The 21,166-nt window shown below is 38.2% G+C and carries 18 protein-coding genes and 1 other RNA gene; 2 read left to right on the top strand and 17 right to left on the bottom strand.

From position 1 onward, the window contains the following. Positions 1-70: 70 nt before the first annotated feature. Positions 71-1,495 carry a beta-Ala-His dipeptidase gene (gene pepD / locus GVV22_RS00775; protein WP_159648305.1) on the bottom strand — a complete coding sequence of 475 codons (1,425 nt, stop codon included), beginning with the start codon at positions 1,493-1,495 and terminating at the stop codon, positions 71-73. Positions 1,496-1,650: 155 nt separating this feature from the next. On the opposite strand from pepD, the gene mscL reads away from it, so the two are divergent. Next, on the top strand, positions 1,651-2,058 hold the full coding sequence (gene mscL, locus GVV22_RS00770) for a large-conductance mechanosensitive channel protein MscL (RefSeq protein ID WP_159648304.1): 408 nt from the start codon (positions 1,651-1,653) through the stop codon (positions 2,056-2,058). Between the two features lie 32 nt (positions 2,059-2,090). On the opposite strand, the gene GVV22_RS00765 is transcribed toward mscL, so the two are convergent. The 8 genes from GVV22_RS00765 to ssrS all read right to left on the bottom strand — a co-directional run bounded on the left by GVV22_RS00765 (position 2,091) and on the right by ssrS (position 8,788). Further along, positions 2,091-4,217, bottom strand: a complete 2,127-nt coding sequence (locus GVV22_RS00765; RefSeq protein ID WP_159648303.1) for an ATP-dependent RecD-like DNA helicase — start codon at positions 4,215-4,217, stop codon at positions 2,091-2,093. An 8-nt stretch (positions 4,218-4,225) separates the two neighbouring features. Further along, entirely contained in the window at positions 4,226-4,960 is a 735-nt protein-coding gene (locus GVV22_RS00760; RefSeq protein ID WP_159648302.1) for a CPBP family intramembrane glutamic endopeptidase, read from the bottom strand. Continuing rightward, positions 4,941-6,065 (bottom strand): tRNA 2-thiouridine(34) synthase MnmA, encoded by a 1,125-nt coding sequence (gene mnmA, locus GVV22_RS00755; RefSeq protein ID WP_159648301.1) that lies wholly within the window; start codon positions 6,063-6,065, stop codon positions 4,941-4,943. The genes GVV22_RS00760 and mnmA overlap by 20 nt, the downstream gene beginning before the upstream one ends. A gap of 19 nt (positions 6,066-6,084) precedes the next feature. Then, positions 6,085-6,483, bottom strand: a complete 399-nt coding sequence (gene spx / locus GVV22_RS00750; RefSeq protein ID WP_159648300.1) for a transcriptional regulator Spx — start codon at positions 6,481-6,483, stop codon at positions 6,085-6,087. 88 nt (positions 6,484-6,571) lie between these two features. Continuing rightward, positions 6,572-7,561: a tryptophan--tRNA ligase gene (trpS, locus tag GVV22_RS00745; RefSeq protein WP_159648299.1), complete on the bottom strand. Its 990-nt coding sequence runs from the start codon at positions 7,559-7,561 to the stop codon at positions 6,572-6,574. A 1-nt stretch (position 7,562) separates the two neighbouring features. Beyond that, positions 7,563-8,276: a biosynthetic peptidoglycan transglycosylase gene (locus GVV22_RS00740; protein ID WP_159648298.1), complete on the bottom strand. Its 714-nt coding sequence runs from the start codon at positions 8,274-8,276 to the stop codon at positions 7,563-7,565. A 31-nt stretch (positions 8,277-8,307) separates the two neighbouring features. Further along, on the bottom strand, positions 8,308-8,538 hold the full coding sequence (locus tag GVV22_RS00735) for a YneF family protein (RefSeq protein WP_159646894.1): 231 nt from the start codon (positions 8,536-8,538) through the stop codon (positions 8,308-8,310). Positions 8,539-8,626: 88 nt separating this feature from the next. Then, positions 8,627-8,788, bottom strand: a non-coding RNA gene (gene ssrS / locus GVV22_RS00730) — 6S RNA. Positions 8,789-8,970: 182 nt separating this feature from the next. Here ssrS and GVV22_RS00725 point away from each other — a divergent pair. Next, a complete protein-coding gene (locus GVV22_RS00725; RefSeq protein WP_159648297.1) occupies positions 8,971-10,659 on the top strand; it encodes a proline--tRNA ligase in 1,689 nt (562 codons plus the stop codon). Between the two features lie 65 nt (positions 10,660-10,724). Here GVV22_RS00725 and GVV22_RS00720 read toward each other — a convergent pair whose 3' ends face one another. The 8 genes from GVV22_RS00720 to GVV22_RS00685 form a co-directional block, all read right to left on the bottom strand. Continuing rightward, the gene (locus tag GVV22_RS00720) at positions 10,725-13,079 is read right to left on the bottom strand and encodes a DNA translocase FtsK (protein ID WP_159648296.1); all 2,355 of its coding nucleotides are present in this window, start codon (positions 13,077-13,079) and stop codon (positions 10,725-10,727) included. 14 nt (positions 13,080-13,093) lie between these two features. Further along, entirely contained in the window at positions 13,094-14,752 is a 1,659-nt protein-coding gene (locus GVV22_RS00715; RefSeq protein WP_159648295.1) for a ribonuclease J, read from the bottom strand. Between the two features lie 127 nt (positions 14,753-14,879). Further along, positions 14,880-15,878 carry a S66 family peptidase gene (locus tag GVV22_RS00710; protein ID WP_159648294.1) on the bottom strand — a complete coding sequence of 333 codons (999 nt, stop codon included), beginning with the start codon at positions 15,876-15,878 and terminating at the stop codon, positions 14,880-14,882. Positions 15,879-15,950: 72 nt separating this feature from the next. Then, entirely contained in the window at positions 15,951-16,715 is a 765-nt protein-coding gene (locus tag GVV22_RS00705) for a TIGR00282 family metallophosphoesterase (protein ID WP_159648293.1), read from the bottom strand. Continuing rightward, positions 16,715-18,271: a ribonuclease Y gene (gene rny, locus GVV22_RS00700; protein ID WP_159648292.1), complete on the bottom strand. Its 1,557-nt coding sequence runs from the start codon at positions 18,269-18,271 to the stop codon at positions 16,715-16,717. Before rny ends, GVV22_RS00705 begins: the two co-directional genes overlap by 1 nt. Before the next feature lie 264 nt (positions 18,272-18,535). Further along, on the bottom strand, positions 18,536-19,555 hold the full coding sequence (recA, locus tag GVV22_RS00695; RefSeq protein WP_159648291.1) for a recombinase RecA: 1,020 nt from the start codon (positions 19,553-19,555) through the stop codon (positions 18,536-18,538). Positions 19,556-19,598: 43 nt separating this feature from the next. Continuing rightward, a complete protein-coding gene (gene pgsA, locus GVV22_RS00690; RefSeq protein WP_159648290.1) occupies positions 19,599-20,192 on the bottom strand; it encodes a CDP-diacylglycerol--glycerol-3-phosphate 3-phosphatidyltransferase in 594 nt (197 codons plus the stop codon). Continuing rightward, positions 20,189-21,106 carry a helix-turn-helix domain-containing protein gene (locus GVV22_RS00685; RefSeq protein WP_159648289.1) on the bottom strand — a complete coding sequence of 306 codons (918 nt, stop codon included), beginning with the start codon at positions 21,104-21,106 and terminating at the stop codon, positions 20,189-20,191. The genes pgsA and GVV22_RS00685 overlap by 4 nt, the downstream gene beginning before the upstream one ends. Positions 21,107-21,166: the final 60 nt, after the last annotated feature.

The raw sequence follows: 21,166 nt of genomic DNA, 5'->3' as shown, positions 1-21,166 counted from the left end.
TAATACCACATTCTTTGAACTCGGTGTATTGATATGGAAAAGCCCTCAGACAACTCTGAGGGCTTTGTGCTTAGTAATTGCTGAGTCCTTCTAACAAGACCACTAAAAATTCATATGTACGCTCAAATGAGCCAATATCAAGTCTTTCCAAAGGTGTATGAATATCATACATAATTGGACCAAAGCTAACAATATCTGATCCTGGTAGTTTATCGCTCCAAATTCCCAGTTCCATACCACCATGAGTTGCCTCATGTTTCATTACTTCGCCTCGCAAGTTTCGATAAGTTTCTTCTGTATACTCACGGAATTTTGATTGAGGATCATACATCCATCCTGGATACTTCGCAGAGAACTCAGACATCATGCCACATTGTTTACCAATCCAATCAACTTGTGCAAGTACCGTATCCTTTACAAATGCTTGAGTAGCACGGACTGACATCTGAACTTCATAAGTACTATCAGTGAGGGATACTTTACCGATATTGCTTGATGTAATAACAAGCCCTTCGATATCTTTACTCATTTGAATGACTCCGTATGGGAGCATAAATAATGATGTGATCACTGCACGAGATGCATCTTCATCTAGAACTACATCCGTTTTACCCTCAGTTAGGGTAAACGTTAATCCCGCATCACTAGCTGCATATTGCAACTTAAACTCCTGTGTTGCTGTTTCATAAAATGCTTTGAACGCAGCGATATCTTCAACAGCAAGTGTAAACGTTGCCTCACGTGTGATGGCATTCATTTTATCGCCACCTGCAAAGGCTACAACACGAACATCCATCATTTGAGCTGCACGATACATCAGTATACCTGCAATTTTGTTAGCATTTCCACGTTCTTTGTCAATTTCGCCACCAGAGTGACCACCGAAAAGACCCGTAATTGCTACAGTTACTGTATTCATTGTCTTATTCTCAAATGTAACATCACGATTTAAAACTGCACGTGCACCACCACAAGATGATACATAAATTTCTGATTCACCCGATGAGTCAAGACCAATCACTAAACGTGATTCGAGCATCGACACATCAATTTTCTCAGCCCCTGTTAATCCTGTTTCTTCTTGAACCGTGAAGACACATTCCAATGCTGGGTGTTTCGCATTCTTATCATCAAGAAGTGCTAACATGTATGCAACCGCAACACCATTATCTGCTCCTAATGTTGTCCCTTTTGCCTTGAGAAAGCCATCCTCTTCATAAAGTTCTAAACCATCTGTTTCGAAATTGTGAGCACTACTGCTATCTTTTTCTGCAACCATGTCAGTATGACCTTGCAGCATTACCGATGGTGCGTTTTCATAACCAATTGATGCCGGTTTTAAAATAATTACATTCCACATTGCGTCAGTAATAACTTTAAGTCCGCGCTCATTGGCGAAATTTACGAGATAGTCATGCATGCCTTTTTCGTTGAAAGAAGCACGAGGAATAGCGCTTATCGCTTTAAAATAGTTCATAATTGTTGATTCATTCATTATAAGATCCTTCTTTCTAATGTGATTATCATACCATAGAATCTACCTGTGAACCGTATTTAATTTTTATTTCATATCCTTTGAGTATCGGTCCTATATTTGATAGTATTAAGTTAGTATTTGAAATTTCAAGTAATTATAAGGAGGAGGATTACATGAAAAAATTTCTAGAAGAATTTAAAGAATTTGCAATGAAGGGAAATGTTCTCGACATGGCAATTGGGGTTGTTATTGGGGGTGCATTCGGGAAAATTGTTACCTCTTTAGTCAATGATATTATTATGCCTTTAGTTGGAGTTGTCACGGGTGGTGGATCATTTGCTTCATTAAACATTCCTTTAAGACCGGATCCAACGAATCCGTTGACATTAAACTACGGTTCATTCATTCAAACAACGATTGATTTCTTAATCATTGCAATGAGTATCTTCGTCGCTATCAAAGCAATTAATAAGTTCTCGAAAAAACAAGAAGCAGAGGTTACCGAAGAAGCACCTGCAGCGCCAAGCGAAGAAGTCATTCTTCTCCAAGGCATTCTCGATGAATTAAAAGCACAAAAATAAAAAAAGAGAGTTACACAGTTCGTGTAACTCTTTTATTTAGCTTCCATTCGCTCTTTAAGATATGTTTGTCTTTTGGATTCTTGATGATTATCAACGGCTCTTCTAAAAGCATCATATTCACCGACCAAAATCAATGATTTCGATGATCGGGTTGCACCAGTATAATACAAGCGACGTGACAACATTCGATAAAAATCAGATACTGCAACAAGAATTACAATCGGATATTCACTACCCTGTGCTTTATGAACGCTCATCGCATATGCATGTGTAATGTTGATAAAATTAGAAGGCTCATATTCGACAAAATTGCCATCAAAATCAACAACCATATATTTGGCATCTACTTCGACTAACGTTCCGATATCACCATTAAAAACAAAATCATCCGGTTGATTTTTGAGTTGAAGAATTTTATCCCCCTCTCTAAAAATTCGCGTTCCCACCATGTGTTGTGGTTTCGAGATGCTCTCTGGGTTACACATTTTTTGAAGGAAATGATTTAGGTTATCAATCCCCGCGATGCCGTCATACATAGGCGCCAGAACTTGAATATCCTGCAAACTATAACCCTTGGATAATGCCTGATCCACGAGTTTGAGGACAATGTCCTTCACACTTCCATAACGTGCATCAAAGAATTTAACATCGCGATGATACGATTCCACTTCAAAAATACCTTGATTCATATTTACCGCAAGATCGATAACTTCAGAGCCCGATTCTTGACGATAGTTTCGTTCCAACTCAATAGTTGGAATGGCTTTGGATGCAATCAAGTCACCCAATACAAATCCGCTCCCTACAGATGGTAGCTGATTTTGATCACCAACGAATAGAAACTTTTTAACACGACCACTTGCTTTTAGAAGATTTGAAAACAACCAAATATCAACCATCGAGAATTCATCAACAATTAAGATGTCAGCCTCGAGTGGATTGTCCTCATGCATACCAAACTGATTGGATTCTAAATCCCATCGAAGTGCCGAATGAACTGTCGATGCTTGTACATTCGTTAGAGCTTCCATGCGCTTCGCTGCACGTCCTGTTGGGGCACACAACGTTATCTGTAACCATGGCATGTTTTTTTGAAGTAACGTCACGATTCCGGATAATAGTGTACTTTTACCAGTTCCCGGGCCCCCTGTCAAAATCATCATATTGGATGCCATAAATTCTTTTATAGCATTTAACTGAACATCATCAAAATCTATTCGCAAATCTTGCGCAACCGCATCGATTTTCTCATCAATATCATCGAGCAAAAATTCATCCGCTGGGTAGTTGAATTCTTTTAAAAAATCCGAAACATAAGTCTCACTTTCATATTGCGTATAGTGGTAAAGACGGGCTTCATCTTCAACGAGTTCCCCATGCTCTATGAGTGCGTCAATCGCAATCTCAGCCCGTTCTAACTCCGATGGACGAATGCTTTCTATAAGTTGCGCTCGCGAAATGAAACTATCTCCTTGACCAAATGCGATGGTTTTATAGCGATCAAGCATCAGTGCTTCAATTCTATTCGGATCATCCATATCATATCCTAATGACATCGCTACTTTATCGGCAGTTTTAAATCCAATACCATCAATATCATAGACTAGCCGATACGGATTACTCTTAATTAAAGGAACAGACTCCTCACCATATGCTTTAGTAATTTTAATAATTTGCTTATTTCCAAGTCCATTTGCAATCAAAAAGGCTACGGCATCTTCAATTGGATCTTGATACCTAACTTTTTCCATAATCATCTCAGCTTTGCCTTGTGTTATACCTTTGCATTCAATCGTAAAATCAGAACTATTTCTTATATCATCCAAAATCGTTGCCCCGTACTTATCTACAAGTGCTTCAGCGGACTTTTGTCCAACACCTGGAAAATTCGGACCACTCAAATAACGAATGATGAAATCACGATCTTGAGGCATCATCTTCTTATATGCGCTAACCGCAAATTGCATACCAAAGCGAGGATCTTCACGATAGGTACCTGAAAATTCATAGAATGATTCTAGTTCCAAGGCACTGATTGGGCCTTTGATTGTTAAGGGTTTTTGGTTCGTATTAAAAAGAACAATTCTGAAGATTCCGAATCCAGATTGCTCATTTACAAAAATCGCTGAATCGACGACGCCTTTAACCGTTTGCTCCATATTTTCCCTCATCCTATCATTAGTATTATTCCTATATAGCCTATCAAGTTATTCAAAAAATGTATACCAATTGAAGTAAAAATTGTATCTGTTTTTGCAGTATATTTAGCAAGTAGAAATCCCATAACCGTATATTGGATCACGTATATCGGGAAAAGCCATAAGACACCAACACTTTCACTGGGCATAGCATGTAACAACCCAAATAACAATGAAGATATGACGATTCCAATACGTTGGGAACTTTCAAACCCTAGCTTTTGATATAATACACCGCGAAATACAATTTCTTCCACCAATGGGGTTACACATACAATTGAAATAAATGCACTTATTGGGGTATGCGCAAGTTTTACATATACGAGTTTTTGATTCGTTGCCACTGCGCCACTCCCCCAAAAGAACTGTATTATCCAATTTATTAAGAGATTTACGATGATAAGAATTATAGTCCCAATCACAATTTGCTGGCTTATATAACGCCATCGTAGCTTAAAATCCTTAATTAACAGTCTAAATGGTCTACGGATGAGATACAGCATACCGATGCATCCTATGAGTAACATCATGATTGTAATTCTTGAATCAAGTGTCTTAGTTTTAAATATGTCCAAGGACACCCACATTCCTAAAAGTGGATATGCAAATTGCATACCCACAAAGTAATGTGCCAATACACCCAAGGTCTCCTTAAGCGTAAAGATAGCATTTTTATTTGATTGATTAAGCGAGACGTGAGTCATACTTAACTTCTTTACCATGTATGTCAAAGACTCGATCAATGCGTCCACCACCAAGTACCTCATCACCAAGATAAAATACTGCTTCTTGTCCCAATGTTACAGATTTTACATCTTCTAACATCGTTACTTCAATGCGGGTGTCGTCCAGCCATGAAATACGAACTTTCAAGTCTTTTTGACGGTAACGGAATTTTGCCGTTGCATCCATTGTTTCTTTGGGTTTATCTGTGAACCAATTCATTTCAGCAATTTCTGCTTTTGAGGCAAAGAGCATTGGATGGTCTGATCCTTTACCAACATAGATTGTATTCGTTGAAAGGTCTTTTCCAACAACGAAGAATGGTCCAACTGATGTATTAATGTTCAATCCATGACGTTGCCCAATTGTATAGAACATGACGCCTTGGTGACGACCAATTTCCTTGCCTGAATCAACTTCAACAATTGATCCTTCCGAATCTTTAAGATAATTCTTTAAGAAATCACGGTATTCACGTTCCCCAATAAAACAGATTCCAGTTGAATCTTTTTTGGTAGCCACTGGTAAATCTAACTCTACTGCAATTTTGCGAACCTCTTCTTTATTAAGCTCACCCAATGGAAACATAACACGTGGTAAAACTTCAGGTTTTACTCGACTTAAGAAGTATGTTTGATCTTTGTTTTGATCTTCAGCTCTAAACATTTTGCCTTCTTTTGTTACTGCATAGTGACCTGTAGCAAGCATATCAAAGCCATTCTTATCCATAAAATCATAGAATGAGTCAAATTTCACATATCGGTTACAAAGAATATCTGGATTAGGAGTATGTCCTCGTTCTGTTTCTGCTAGAAAGAAGGAAAAGACATTGTCCCAGTATTCTTTGACGTAATCGACGCGAAGCAATGGTAGACCTAAATGATCGGCAACTCGTTTTGCATCTGCATAATCAACTTCCTGTGTACACATATCGTCCATAATTGTTGGGTTTCCCATAATATCATTATTGGCAAACGAATCCCAGTTACGCATAAAAGCGCAAGTAACATCGTGTCCTTGCGACTTCAATAAGTGAGCAGCGACTGCGCTATCGACGCCCCCTGATAAACCTACTAATACTTTCATAATACCAACTTTCTATTGCTTATAATTCAGATGCTGTTTCCATAGAAATACGATGCGCCTGTCTCATTTCAGACGGTAAAAATGCATCGATTTCCTCTTCATCATACCCTACCAAGAAAGTTTTTTCATTCATAACGATTGGTCTTTTAAGAATTGAAGGATGTCTTTGTATGAAAACGATTAATTCATTAATTGATAATGCATCAAGATCGATTTGTGATTCTTGCATAACTTTTGAGCGTTTGGAAATAATGTCCTCAGTTCCATTTTCGCTACGCATCAAAAGATGTTTAATTTCTTTTTCACTCAACATAGATGTGAAAATGTTCTTCTCAATAAACTTGAGATTACGTTCTTTTAGCCATTGTCGCACTTTGCGGCACGACGCACATCCAGGAGATGAGTATAGTACAATCATAAGAGACCTCCTCTTTTACTTATCATTATAACGTGTAAAGCCTTTATTTCATAGTGTTTTTTGCGTTAGATTGGTGTGTGATATTATGTTACAACCAATCTAAACCCATTTTACGTTGGACGTCTTCAAGCGTCTTTTTCGCTGTTGGACGCATTGCCTTTGCACCTTTTTCGAGTACTTCAGCAAGGTATTCTCCTTGGTTAAATTTCTCATAGCCTGTCTGGAGCATTTCCAACTCTGCAACAACACGATCTGCCACTGCTTTTTTGAATCCACCATATTGCGAGTCCTTAAATTGCGCTTCTGCTTCAGGAATTGAAATATTCTCTAAAGCTGCATAAATGGTAAGTAAGTTTGACACTCCAGGTTGATTCTCAACATCATATTTCACAACACCAAGTGAATCGGTTACTGCAGACATAATTTTTTTACGAGCTGATTTAAGATCATCTCGAAGATAAATAACGCCTTTTTCGCCCTCAGTGTCTGACTTGCTCATCTTTTTCGTTGGGTCTTGAAGTGACATAATTTTACTTCCAACTTTTGCAATGACAGGTTCTGGAATTACAAACGTATCACCAAAGCGATTGTTAAATCGTTCAGCAGTATTACGTGCAAGCTCTACATGTTGCTTTTGGTCCTCACCCACTGGTACTAAATCTGCTTGGTGAATCACAATATCCGCGGTCATTAGTGTCGGATATGTATAAAATCCACCACTGAGTGACATTCCTGTATCTTTTTTGTCTTTATATTGAGTCATTCGATTTAATTCACCCATCGGTGTTACACAAGACATAATAAAACCTAGTTGTGCAATTTCTTTCACATCACTTTGTAAAAAGATGGTACATTTCTCGGGGTCTAATCCGCTTGCTAAATAGAATAACAAGGCATCCTTGAGGTTTGTCTCAAGTTCTTGGGGATCAATCGGCATTGTAATACAATGCAAGTTTGCAATAAACACATTCACATCGTACTCTTCCTGAGATTGGACAAAAGGTCTCAAAGCGCCAATATAGTTTCCTAACGTTAATTGTCCGGTGGGTTTAATTCCACTAATCATTCTTTTTTTCATGTTAACCTCCGTAAATATCGGTATCGTAAATTTCTTGAGCACGTGCTTCAGTAATGACGTTCGTTTTAACAAGTCGATTAAGTACGTGTCGCTGTCGTGCTTTCGCACCATCATAATTTGTACTGAGTTGATAATGCGACGGCGCTTGCGGAATACCTGCAAGTATTGTTGCCTGGGCATCTGTTAAATTAATTGGATCGACACCAAAATAGCCATGTGTCGCTGCTTCCAAACCATCATAACCATCGCCATAGTAATTCATATTAATATAAATTGCTAGGATTTCTTCTTTACTAAAAGCTTTTAGCATATCACGCGCGACAAAATATTCGGCAACTTTGCGTCGAAGCGTCATTTCATCGCCAAAATAAAAATTCTTTGCAATTTGTTGTGGGATTGTACTGCCACCTTCAACATAACCAAGATTCTGGATATTTCGTAACGTTGCTCGCGAAAGCGCGATATAATCTAACGTTGTCCAGCGTGTCATGAAGCGTGCATCCTCAGTTGCGATAACACTTGCCTTCAACATTTCAGGTAATTGATCAGCATAAACAAAATCATCCTCTGCCATTTCATCCGCAAACATTTGCGCAACAGGACGCTCCGCAATCGCTCGCGTATATTCTTCGTAACCTTGGTATACAACCCATCCCGTAACCGCCGAAACAGTTAAGGCAACCACCAATAAAACTTTTAGGATTTTCTTTTTCATTTTAATGAAAAAACACAGTCGCCTGTGTTTTCTATTGACCCATCGATTTCATAATTTGACGAATCTGCGCTTCAGAAGGCTTACGCCCCATCTGCATATACATTGCACGAATCATTTTTTCGTTGATTGGTGGATTTTCTTTAATTTGTTTTTCAAACATATGTTTTGTTATGAAGAAAGTTGCGATTCCTCCAATAACTGCTCCAAGTAACACCCATCCAATACTGATGAGAGTTGTGTTCGCTTCAAGAATACTTAACATGGTTTCACCATCCTTATTAAACTAATTTATATCTATATTCTATACTGTTTAGTGGGTAAAAACAACCCCAGACTCCTTCTTAAACATAAAAAAACCCAGAAGGTTGATATTGTCCCCTGTTTCTTACAGGTGGGTGTTCTGTCTCTTGGTTTGGGATTCTAACACGTAGCTAGTTTTCACGCTGCCGCAAGTACATCCGAACTCCCTTATATCAAAGTGTCGGAAAAATATTAGTTCCTTCTAGGCATTTATATTATATCACAATTTGTCCAAACCACAAGATTTGTAACCGCTATCCACCCGATATCCTACTACTAATCGTTGTGTACAAAACACATTATTATCCGTCTAAACGCACTTAAATAGCACTTTTAATATAGGATAGAAATACGTTTCATGCTATACTATAAAAGAAACAATTCGAGGTGAACTATGAAATTAAGTAAAAGTTTCTTTTACACCCTACGCGAGGATGTAAAAGACGAAGATTCAACAAGTGGTAACCTACTTGTACGTGCCGGATTTATCAAAAAAAGCTCATCAGGTGTGTATATGTATATGCCGTTAGGACTTCGTGTAAAAGATAAAATTGAAACTATCATTCGTGAAGAAATGAATGGCATTGGTTCTATGGAAATGACTATGCCCACTCTAATCCCAGAAGATGTCTATATTGCATCAGGCCGTCGTGACATCATTGGTTCAAGTATGTTTACATTGAAAGATCGCTACCAAAAACCGTTCGTTTTAGGACCGACTCATGAAGAACTCTTTGCTCAAGCAGCACAGATGAAAATTAAATCATATAAAGATATGCCATTTAGTCTATACCAATTCCAAACTAAATTCCGTGATGAAGCCCGTCCTCGTTTTGGACTTATTCGTGTGCGTGAATTTGTGATGAAAGATGCATACACATTCGATGCAACATTGGAAGATGCAAACGACTCCTACGATGCAATGTTTGAAGCTTACAAACGTATATTTGATCGTGTTGGCTTAGATTATCGTATTGTGCGTGCGGATACTGGAATTATGGGTGGTCTTCTCTCAGAAGAGTTCCAAGCAGTTACTGAAATTGGAGAAGATATCCTTGTACTTGGCGAAGATACAGGTTTTGCAAGCAATTTAGAAGTTGCTGCGAACGTATCACGTATCGTAAGTACTGAAGATTTCAAATCTCTAGAAAAAGTACACACACCCAATGCAAAAACAATCGAAGAAGTATCCGCATTTTTAAACCAAGATGTCAAAACATTCGTTAAAACTCTTATTTACCGTCTTGACGATAAGTTCGTGGCTGTATGCGTTTTAGGCGATCGTGATGTAAACGAAACAAAACTCTCCAAAATCTATGGTGCAACTGAAGTTGAACTTGCTGACTTTGAAAATGTCCAACGCATTACAAATGCTAATGTTGGATTTGCAGGTCCAATCGGTCTCGATATTGATATTGTTGTTGATAAAGAAATTGAAGGCTTACGTAACTTCACTGTTGGAGCTAACGAAAACGACTTCCACTTCATCAATGCTAACCACTCAGATTTCGAAGCGACACATATTGTTGACGTATCTAATGTTAAAGAAGGCGACCCAAACCCTGATGGCACTGGTGTCCTCACATTCTCAAAAGGAATTGAAGTAGGAAATACCTTTAAGTTAGGAACTAAATATTCAAAGGCAATGAACCTAGAATATCTTGACCAAAACAATAAACTTCAAGATGTATATATGGGTTCTTATGGAATCGGATTAGGTCGTACTTTGGCTGCTATCGTTGAACAAAGTCATGACGACAACGGAATCATTTGGCCAATCAATTTAGCACCATATCATGTCTCAATTGTTGTCATCAATAGCAAGAGTGATGAACATATGGCTTATGCAACTGATCTTTACAACGAGTTAACACAAGCAGGAATTGAAGTACTTCTTGATGATCGTAACCAACGTCCCGGCGTCAAATTTAATGACATGGAATTAATTGGTATCCCATTACGAATTACCGTTGGTCGTGATGTTGAAAACAATCAAGTTGAATTTAAAGAGCGTAATAAAGACGAAGCAATTAAACTTGATCGTGACGCAGTCCTCACTACAATTCAATCATTTTTAAAATAAAATCAAACTGACTACGGTCAGTTTTTTTTGTATGTAGAAACAAAAAAACTCACTTATTTCGTGAGTTATTCTGTTTCTATAGACGTTTGTTTGTAAACATCACGTGGCTTACTTCCATTTGCAGGGCCAATGATACCATTTTGTTCAAGAGCATCAATAAGGTTTGCTGCACGGTTATAACCAACTTTAAAGCGACGTTGTAGCAAGGAAGTTGAAGCGCGTTGTTCTTTGACAACAAATTCATAAGCTTCTTCATACAATGGATCTTCATTTGATTGAATAAATCCATTATTTCCTTCAACACCATCAAGACGGATAAATGCATCGTCATATTGTGGTTTTGCTTGCATGCTTGCTTTCTCAGCGATTCGACGCACTTCATCATCACTTACATATACACCTTGAACTCGTACGGGGTTGGGTTCTCCCATAGGAATGTATAACATATCCCCATAACCTAATAGTTTCTCAGCACCTACTGTATCAAGAATTGTTCTTGAATCAATCGAACTTGAAACCGCAAATGCAATGCGTGACGGAATATTTGCTTTAATAACACCAGTTACAACATCCACTGATGGTCTTTGTGTCGCAACGATGAGATGTATACCAGCAGCACGTGCAAGTTGTGTAATTCGTTGAATACTGGTTTCAACATCTTTTCCCGCAACGGCCATTAAATCTGCTAACTCATCGATGATAACAACAATCCAAGGCATGAATGGTCGATTTTCTTCGGGGTGTAATTTTACCTTCTCGTTGTAAGATCCAATATTACGGACACCCACTTTAGAGAATGTATCATAACGTTCTTCCATTTCGTCAACGATAACCTTTAAAGCCATCGATGCTTGCATTGGGTCTGAAATAACGGGCCCAATTAAATGAGGAATATCCATGTAGGGTGTAAACTCTACTTTTTTAGGATCCACTAACAGCAGCTTAAGCTCATCTGGTTTTTTATTGAGAATTATTGACGTAATGATAGAGTTCATACATACAGACTTACCACTACCCGTCGCTCCAGCAACCAAAAGGTGTGGCATTTTATTCAGGGCGACAGTAATCGGTTTTCCCATTAAGTCTTTTCCTAGTGCGACGTTGATGTTATCTTTATCCGCAAAATTAGGCGATTGGTTAATAACTTCCTTCATTTTAACTGGGATCATTTCAACATTTGGAATTTCAATTCCAACTGCACTCTTTCCAGGAATTGGCGCTTCAATGCGTAAGGTTTTAACAGCAAGTTCCATCATCAAATTATCTTGGATTGATGAAATCTTTGATATTTTCACGTTGCTATCTGGTTTGAGTTCAAATTTTGTAACTGCGGGTCCGATATGAATATCAATAAGCGTCGCTTCTATACCAAACTGTTTCAGTACATTGATTAAGCGATCAGCTTTGTTTTTTGCACTTGTTGCATTTGCGTTAGAGCGATTGTTAACTTTCGCCGTTTCAAGCAATGTGACCGGCGGTACTCGATAATTGTCGTAGTTTAAAGGTCTCTGATCACTATCATTTTTGACATTTTCACGTAATGTAGTCGCATCAGAAGACGGTAACGTTACAGAATCCACAATTTCCCGTGTCTCTGAAGTAGGTGTATCTAATACCTTGACAGAATCTTCGTTACTTATCGATTCATACTGCATGTCATCATCCAACGTTACAAACAATGAACTTCCGGTATGTTGACGCGGTTGTTGGTTTGAAGCATCTTCTAACGACATGAATCCAGCTCGAACATCTGGTTCAACATAATTTTTCGCGATCATATCTTCAACGGTTGCCGCGTTTTTAGCTTCTTTTTCAAGTTGCTTCGCTTCTCGTTTTTCTTTACGACGCCCAAAGAATGAACTTGTTTTTTCTGTCCCTTTGCTTGCCGTATCCACAATTTGTTGCGGTGAAAAGAGTAACGCTAACGCAGAGATTGAAAAGACAAAGATAATTACAATGACACCTTCCCGTGCAACGAGAAATGACAAACCACCATATAAAATTGCACCAATAATCCCACCATATGCAGGTTGATTATAATTCATAAAAATCTTCGGAACACTCGTAAAGTAATCCACAATTATTGGCCACCCAACCAAATCTTGATTGAAGGATAATGATACGGTTAATATCAAAGATACCATCAGTAAACTAATCCCTAACCAAAAGCTTATGGATTGGGAAAACTGTTTTGGTTTCACCATCGCAACGAATGCAATTCCAGTAATGAGAATGTAGTACGGAAACGTATATTGCCCTACGACGACACGCATGGTGTTATCGATAATTTCACCAACTATTCCATATCGGAAATATCCGATAACCGAGAATCCGATTGTCGCGATCGATACGAGAAAGCGAATCAATTCATTTTGTCTCGCTATACTTGCTTTTGTTTTTCTTTTTTTCTTAGCCGCCACAATGGTCCCCCTTTTTAAACGTTAATTTCAATAATGACTGGAAGAATCATTGGTCGTTTTCCAGTTTGTTTAAAGATATATTTTGCGATTAAATCACGCGCTTCGTTACGGGCATCGACATTGGTATAACGTCGTTCTTCTTTAAACTTCGCAATGGTATTTTCAAGAATAGTTCCAACTTCGCTCATAACATTGTCTGCATCTTTAAGGTAGATAACACCGCGTGATTGAATGTCTGGACCTCCAAGAACTTCTTTTGTTTTATTGTTGATGACAACACCTACAATGATTGTTCCATCGGTCGCAAGAATTTGTCGATCGCGAAGAACAAGCCCCGATGTATCTAAATGGTCTTTACCATCAATGAGAACATCTTCAAGTTTGATTACTTCTTTGGTTGATTTTAAACGACCTTCTTCAAAAGTAGCCACTTGACCATTATCAAGAATCACAATGTTCCCAGCGCTGATGCCCATTTCTACCGCAATATTTGCGTTCGCAACTAAGTGTTGATATTCACCTTTTACAGGTACATAATATTTCGGTTTTAATAATGAAATCATCATTTTGATATCTTCAACAGATGCGTGCATTGCAAGTACTTCTTTGTAACTCATTGTTGTGACTTGAACACCATCTTTATAGAGTTCATTAATCATCAACCCTGCTTCTTGTTCGGTTCCAGGAATTTCTGGTGATGCGACAATGACACTGTCTGTATCACGGACTTCAATTTTTAAATCTTCGCCCATCGCAATTTTCGCCATTTTACGGAATACATTTGGACCGACATCTGACACGATAATCACAACATTTTCGTCCGTATTGTCGAATTCTTTAGTATCAATTTCAATATTCTCTGGCATCTTATAGTAATTTAGTTTTTCGATGTGTGTAATCAATCGTCTTTGAGCATCACCGTAAATAAACACTTTACGGCCAAATTTTTGAGCCATTTCGATTGTTTCAATGAAACGGAAAATGTTTTGTTCATACAACGTTACAATGATACGGTTATCGGTATTTTCAAATACACGTTCTAAACGTCGGCTAGTACGGTGATGTGGGGACGTAAATCCTTCATGTTTTGCATATCCTGATTCGGCAGCAAGTAAGAAAACACCTTTTTTCCCAATATCTGAGATGTTTGCAAGCTCAGTCGTAAATCCTTTATTTTGAATATTGAAGTCAATAATGAATTCACTTGCAAACACGATATACCCTTGATCAGAAGCAATGGCTAATCCAAATGAATCTGGAATTGAATGGGTAACACCAAATGAAATCATCTGACGGCTTCCAACTTTAAATTTACTATCGCGTTTAATTCTAAAAATCTTAACGTTTTTAACTTTACGCGCACGTAAATCGTCTTCGATGATATTCGCAACCAATGGTGTTGTATATACTGGTGCTTTTACTTCTTTTAGTAAGTATGGTAATGCACCTACCACATCGTCATGACCGTGCGTAATGAAAATAGCACGAACACGGTTCTTATTCTTTTTGATATAGGATAAATCAGGAATTACTTCTTCAACTCCTAATTGATCACTTTTGGGATATTTCAATCCTGCATCGACAATATACATGTCGTCATTTATCTCAACGATATTTAGGTTTTTTCCCTCTTCGTCAAGTCCTCCTAGTGCGAGGAATTTAATTTTGTCCATAAAAAAAATCTCCTTTTTAAACATTCTTATGTATTAAGTGTGAATTCGTTATTTCTATTATACACTACTAACGGCTTAAGTTCATTAAAAAATACCCGACAAGAACGGGTATTCTATTTTTTTTATCTTAATAAGATATGATTTCGAGGGTTTCTTTTTCAGTATCAATTTCTACAACAGCACCGATGGGAAGTGTAAACATGGGATGCGTATGACTACAGTCAACCCCATCAATTACCGGAATATCGGGAAGGTCTCCAATGACTTCGCAAAGGATATCAATTGGCTTCCGTCCAGTTCCTTGATCATCAAAGAGTTCATGTTTTCCGTACATTAAACCACCAATACGCTCAAATACACCAGCGTTTTTCAAAAGCGCAAATGAACGTTCTACGGTCATGGCATCTTTCATGGAATCCTCAATCAACAATATATCACCTTGTTTAATCTCTGGCATATATTGAGTTCCGAAAATTCCTTGCATTGTGTTCAAATTTCCAGCTATAAGACGTCCACGGGCATTCCCAGGATTAATAATCGTCCATGAATTATTGTTTTCTTTTTTTTGATCATAAGGAAGATGCCAGGGCTTTCGCTCGTCGGTCCACACTTCGGGTTTAACCAACGCAATGGGTAACTCACTATGCATCAAAACCTGTTCAAAATAATGATATGTTAGTCCCTTAAATGGCTCTACCTCGCCAAAAGAGGGTACGACTGCTGGACCGTAAAATGTAGGAATTCCCGTTTGCGTATACAATGCAAACAATACGGCTGTTACATCGGAATATCCAATAATTATCTTAGGATCAGCGCGAAAGGCATCGTAATCAATATATGGAAGCATGGCGTTAGAATTAAAACCGCCAATCGTTGACATGATACAGCGAACTTCTGGATCTCTTAAAAGCGCATTAAATTCAGCTACACGCTCTTGTATCGTACCAGAGCGGTAGAAATCCTGTTTCCCTGTCAATTTACCTTCTTTGATTTTAAACCCCTTAGAACGCAAATACTGTTTTGCAGTTTCATAACGTGGCGGAACGGTTGCTGTGATTGGCGAAGATGGTGAGAAAAACCCAATGGTGTCACCATGATTTAGTGTAAATCGTTGATTATATTGCATTAGTATACCTCCGTTTTTCTTATTATACGTAATTTATCATCGAACACCAATAAAAAAAGCATCCGAAGATGCTTAAATGGCAATGCGTTGAATTGATTTTGATTCCATGGTTATATCGTCGATATCAATGACCACTGCATTCAAGAATGGATCACCGCTTGCAACAGTGTAACGGGTTTTTTCACCCAAAATAACATTGTGGTAGAGTTCTTCAACATCACGACCAATAATACTATCACGAGCTCCACACATCCCGACGTCTGTTATATATGCCACACGGCCAATTAAACGTTCATCGGCTGTTTGAACATGCGTGTGAGTCCCAACACAAGCGTTAATGTCTTCGCTATATACATTTGCAAAAAGCATTTTTTCACTTGTTGACTCTGCATGAAAATCAACAAAGTAATAATCAGCTTTAACGTGTTCGAGAACATCATCCATAAAAGGATACGGACTTCCACCGACACGATTCATGAATGCTTCTCCATAGAGGTTAACAACACAAATCCGTTTTTCTTTTACTGTATATACTTTGTAGTAGTTTCCAAAATCAACTGGATCTATATTCGCAGGAACCAGCAGTTCTGGACAGGACTCATAATCATCAAAGATTTCACGTTTCGCAAACGTATGATTTCCCATTGTAATACATTCAATACCTGCATTGATGAGCTGATTATAAATTTTCTTTGTAATCCCCTTACCATGTGCACTGTTTTCACCATTCGCGATTGTGAAATCAACATTGTATTGCTGTTTTAACATAGGTAAGTGGTCAACAACAATTTGTCGACCACTTGCTCCTACAATATCTCCGACAAACAAGATACGCATTATTTTGCAAGCTCCAAGGCACGGAGTTCGCGAATAACCGTTACTTTAATTTGTCCAGGGTATGTTAGATTCTCTTCAATTGACTCACGAATTTCGCGTGCCATCTTAACAGTTCCAAGATCATCAACTTCTTCTGGCACTACTAGTACACGAAGTTCACGACCTGCCTGAATTGCGAATGAACGTTGAACACCTTCATGCGTTGAAGCAATTGCTTCAAGATCTTCGAGTCGTTGAATATAACTTTCAAATGATTCGAATCGTGCTCCTGGTCGTGCTGCACTTAATGTGTCAGCGGCTGCTACAAGAACAGAGATTGCGCTCGTTGCATCGACATCACCGTGGTGAGATGCAATTGCATTCACAACGATTGGGTGTTCGTTATATTTCTTCGCAAGTCTTACACCAAGCTCAACGTGAGATCCTTCCATTTCAAAATCGAGACCTTTCCCGATGTCATGGAGTAATCCAGCACGCTTCGCAAGTTTTTGGTTAAGTCCTAACTCCGCCGCCATCATGCCGGCTAAATTAGCAACCTCAATACTATGTGCAAGTGCATTTTGACCATATGAATAACGGTATTTGAGACGTCCTAAGACATTCACAATTTCTTTATCCATTTTACTAATACCAAGTTCAAAGAGTGTATCTTGACCTGTTTTTGAAATAATTGTATTCAGTTCTTTTCGTGCTTTATCAACCGCTTCTTCAATACGTCCTGGCTGAATACGCCCATCACTGAGAAGTGTTTCAAGAGCCATTCGCGCAACTTCACGGCGAATTGGATCAAAACATGATAATGTAATAACTTCTGGTGTATCATCAATCAGTAAATCAACACCTGTAGCGTTTTCAAAGGCACGAATATTTCGACCTTCACGACCTATAATACGGCCTTTCATTTCTTCGTTTGGTAATGTAATTGTTGTAGAAGTACGTTGTGTAGTTTCTTCTTGTGCATAGCGTGAAATAGCAAGAGATATAATATTACGTGCGATGTCATCAGCTCGTGAACGAGCTTCCTCTTCTTGATCACGGATATATGACAATACTTCATGTTCCATTTGTTTTTCTACAATTTCAAATAATTCTGTTTTAGCTTCTGAAGCAGGCATCGATGCGACGCGCTCAAGCTCTCTAAGTTGTACTTCCGTACGTTCATTTAATGCTTCTTCCATCTTGTCCAATTTGGCAGATTTAGATTCTAAATCGCGTTTCATATCAAGTAGCTCTTTATCACGAGTGACAATATTCTTGTCGCGCATATTTAAATTTTCGTCACGGCGTTCGAGACGACTTTCAAATTCTTGTAATTCTTGTCGTAATTTTTGCGCTTCTCGTTCAGCATTTAATTTAACTTCATAGGCATTCGTCTTCGCTTCTAAATGTGCTTGACGAGTTAATGTTTCTGCTCTTTCTTTTGCGTCATTGATAATTGAATTCGCTTCTTTTTTAGAGCGACTAATTCCTAATTTGTTGATGATGACCATCGCAATCCCCATAACAACAAATACAATCAAACCGGTAATGATGGAGAATAATGTTACATTGTCCATTATTTGCCCCTACCTTCTTTAAAATAATTAAATTGTTAGATAACTAACATATATATAATACTTTATTTTGGAGCGTTTCACAACTAGAAATCAAACCACCCATACTGAATTGGCTCGTCATTCACAGTTTCCATCTTCACCACGATGAAAACCGTATCATTTTACACTTTATAGGTTTCATAGTAATTCACTCATAGGGTCAAAATAATGCTTCCAAGAGTACGCTATCAATAATCTTGTTTGCAATAAAACAAAAAAAAGAGTCTATGACTCTTTTTCAACCGATTGTTCTTTAGGTGGCAATACTTTATCGCGTACCAGGGCTCCAACCTCTTTTTTAATTTCTGGATTATCGTCAAGATATGTACGAACTGCTTCACGACCTTGTCCAATTTTTTGATCATTATAAGAATACCATGATCCGCTTTTGTTGATAATGTTGTGTTCAACACCTAAATCAATAACTTCTCCAGTATAACTAATACCTTTACCATAAATGATTTCAACTTGTACAGCCTTAAATGGTGGCGCAACCTTGTTTTTTACAACTTTAATATTAGCTTTATTCCCGACAATATCTGTACCCTGCTTAATCTGTTCAGAACGACGAATATCTAAGCGAACCGATGAGTAGAACTTAAGCGCTCGACCACCTGGTGTTGTTTCGGGACTTCCAAACATGACTCCCACTTTTTCACGTAATTGGTTAATGAAAATCGCTGTACAGTTTCCGCGGTTCATACCACCTGCAAGTTTACGCATCGCTTTTGACATCATCCGCGCTTGCAAACCAACATGTGCATCTGACATTTCACCATCAAGCTCAGCTTGTGGAACTAAAGCAGCAACACTATCCACAACAATAAGATCAACGGCACCACTACGTACTAATACATCCACGATTTCTAACCCTTGCTCCCCCGAATCCGGTTGAGATAGGATTAACTCGTCAATATTTACGCCTAAATTTTGTGCATAAACAGGATCGATGGCATTCTCGGCATCAATAAATGCGGCTTTCCCACCGGTCTTTTGGACTTCAGCAATTGCATGAAGTGCTAACGTTGTCTTACCACTTGATTCAGGACCGTAGATTTCAATAATACGGCCTTTCGGATAACCACCAATTCCGAGTGCAGCATCTAATGCTAAGGAACCCGAACTGATTGCATCAATATCAACGGCACTACGTTCGCCGAGTTTCATGATAGATCCTTTACCAAATTGTTTTTCAATTTGTTTCAGTGTTTCGTCTAAAATCTTATCTCTTTTATCATTTTCCATGGTGATCTCCTCTAGTTTAAATACACGAGTTTACTTTGAAATCCTACATTGATTCTGTTAAATATGAACGTGCTTGAATTACATATGATGCACCACTGAGTAGTGACATGATTGTTGCAAACCATACAAGAATGGATGAGAACGGTACTCCAAACAATTCAAACGGTAAGTTATTTAGTAAAACAAAAATAATTGCAAGCATCTGAGCTACAGTTTTTACTTTACCAAGATACCCGGCTGCCATTACCATACCTTTTTGAGATAATAACATCCGAACTGCATCCACTATAGTATCGCGCCAAATCATTACAATAACTGCAACAACAGGAACAACTCCTTGGTATGCAAATAGAATGAACAATGTATTCACCAATAACTTATCTGCAATTGGATCTAAGAATTTCCCAAATGTTGTCACCATGTTACGGCTTCGCGCCAAATAACCATCCACAAAATCTGTAAGTGACGCTATAATAAAGACAATGAGGACGATGATACTTTTGAGTGAAATTGAAACGTGATCAATTGTATAGTATGGAATACTAATTCCAAACTGGCTATATGGGAAAAGTTCGATTAGTAAAATAACCGGTATTAAAATAATTCTAAAAACAGTCAATTTATTTGCTAAATTCATGATTGCGTTGCTCCTTCAATAAACGTAAAGGTTAACAACACGACATCTGCAGGCGCGATGCTTGGGTCAATTTCCAAATCTACGCCATTAACCTTGATTGTATTTCCTTTGAATGCTCCGTATTGGACTTCAATTTTTTTGTTCTTACTTGGTTTAACGGTAACTTTCGCCGTCTGACCTTGTGGATATGTGCCACTTGCTGGGCTTGTCATAATCTTGCCATCTTCTTCAAACTGCATCCAAGAAGTTGCGTTGAATGTGAAATCAAGGGTGACATCTTTCCCTTGTTCCCAACCCGCAATTGCATATTCTGTTGGGGATGTACGATTGACAGTAACCGTTGTATTTGGGTTGGTTTCCGGAGTCGTTTCAGCTCCAGTATTTCCACTGCCTTCTGCAGGTTTCTCTTCCTCTTCGACTTTAGGAACAGTAATTACAGGTTTCTCGATGGGATCGGTACTTCCGAACATCGGTACAACATATGTGATTGCTAAATAACCAAATAAGGTAACGATTGCAACCCCAAGCACGACGAGACCGACTGTGCCAAAATCAAAACGACGTGATTTTTTAGCCCGGTGCACTTTTACATTTGCATTCGGGTTTACTTTATTTCTTATATTTGTTGTAATTTCATCTTGTTTTTGTATTTGTGATACCGTAATGGAATCAGTATACGCATGAATGGTATCATCCAAATCATCACGCAGTTCATCATAGCTAACCCCTAAGGCATTTGCATAATAACGAACAAAATAGCTGAGGTATGAGAGGTCTTCCTTAAAAAACTGAATATTTCCCTCTTCAATCGCTTCCAATTGAATTGTTGAAAGTTTTGTCGTTTTACTCATATCTTCAAGTGACAATCCTTTTTCAATTCGTTTTTCTTTTAAAATGGATCCGATTCTTTCCAACTTTAACCCACCTTCCTTATATTTTTACTTATTTGTTTTCATACATACCGATTATAACAA

Source organism: Erysipelothrix aquatica (genome assembly GCF_009828825.1).
GTDB lineage: Bacteria > Bacillota_I > Bacilli_A > Erysipelotrichales > Erysipelotrichaceae > Erysipelothrix > Erysipelothrix aquatica_A.
The sequence above is the reverse complement of the archived record's forward strand: the minus strand, read 5'-3'. Positions and strand labels throughout refer to the sequence as shown.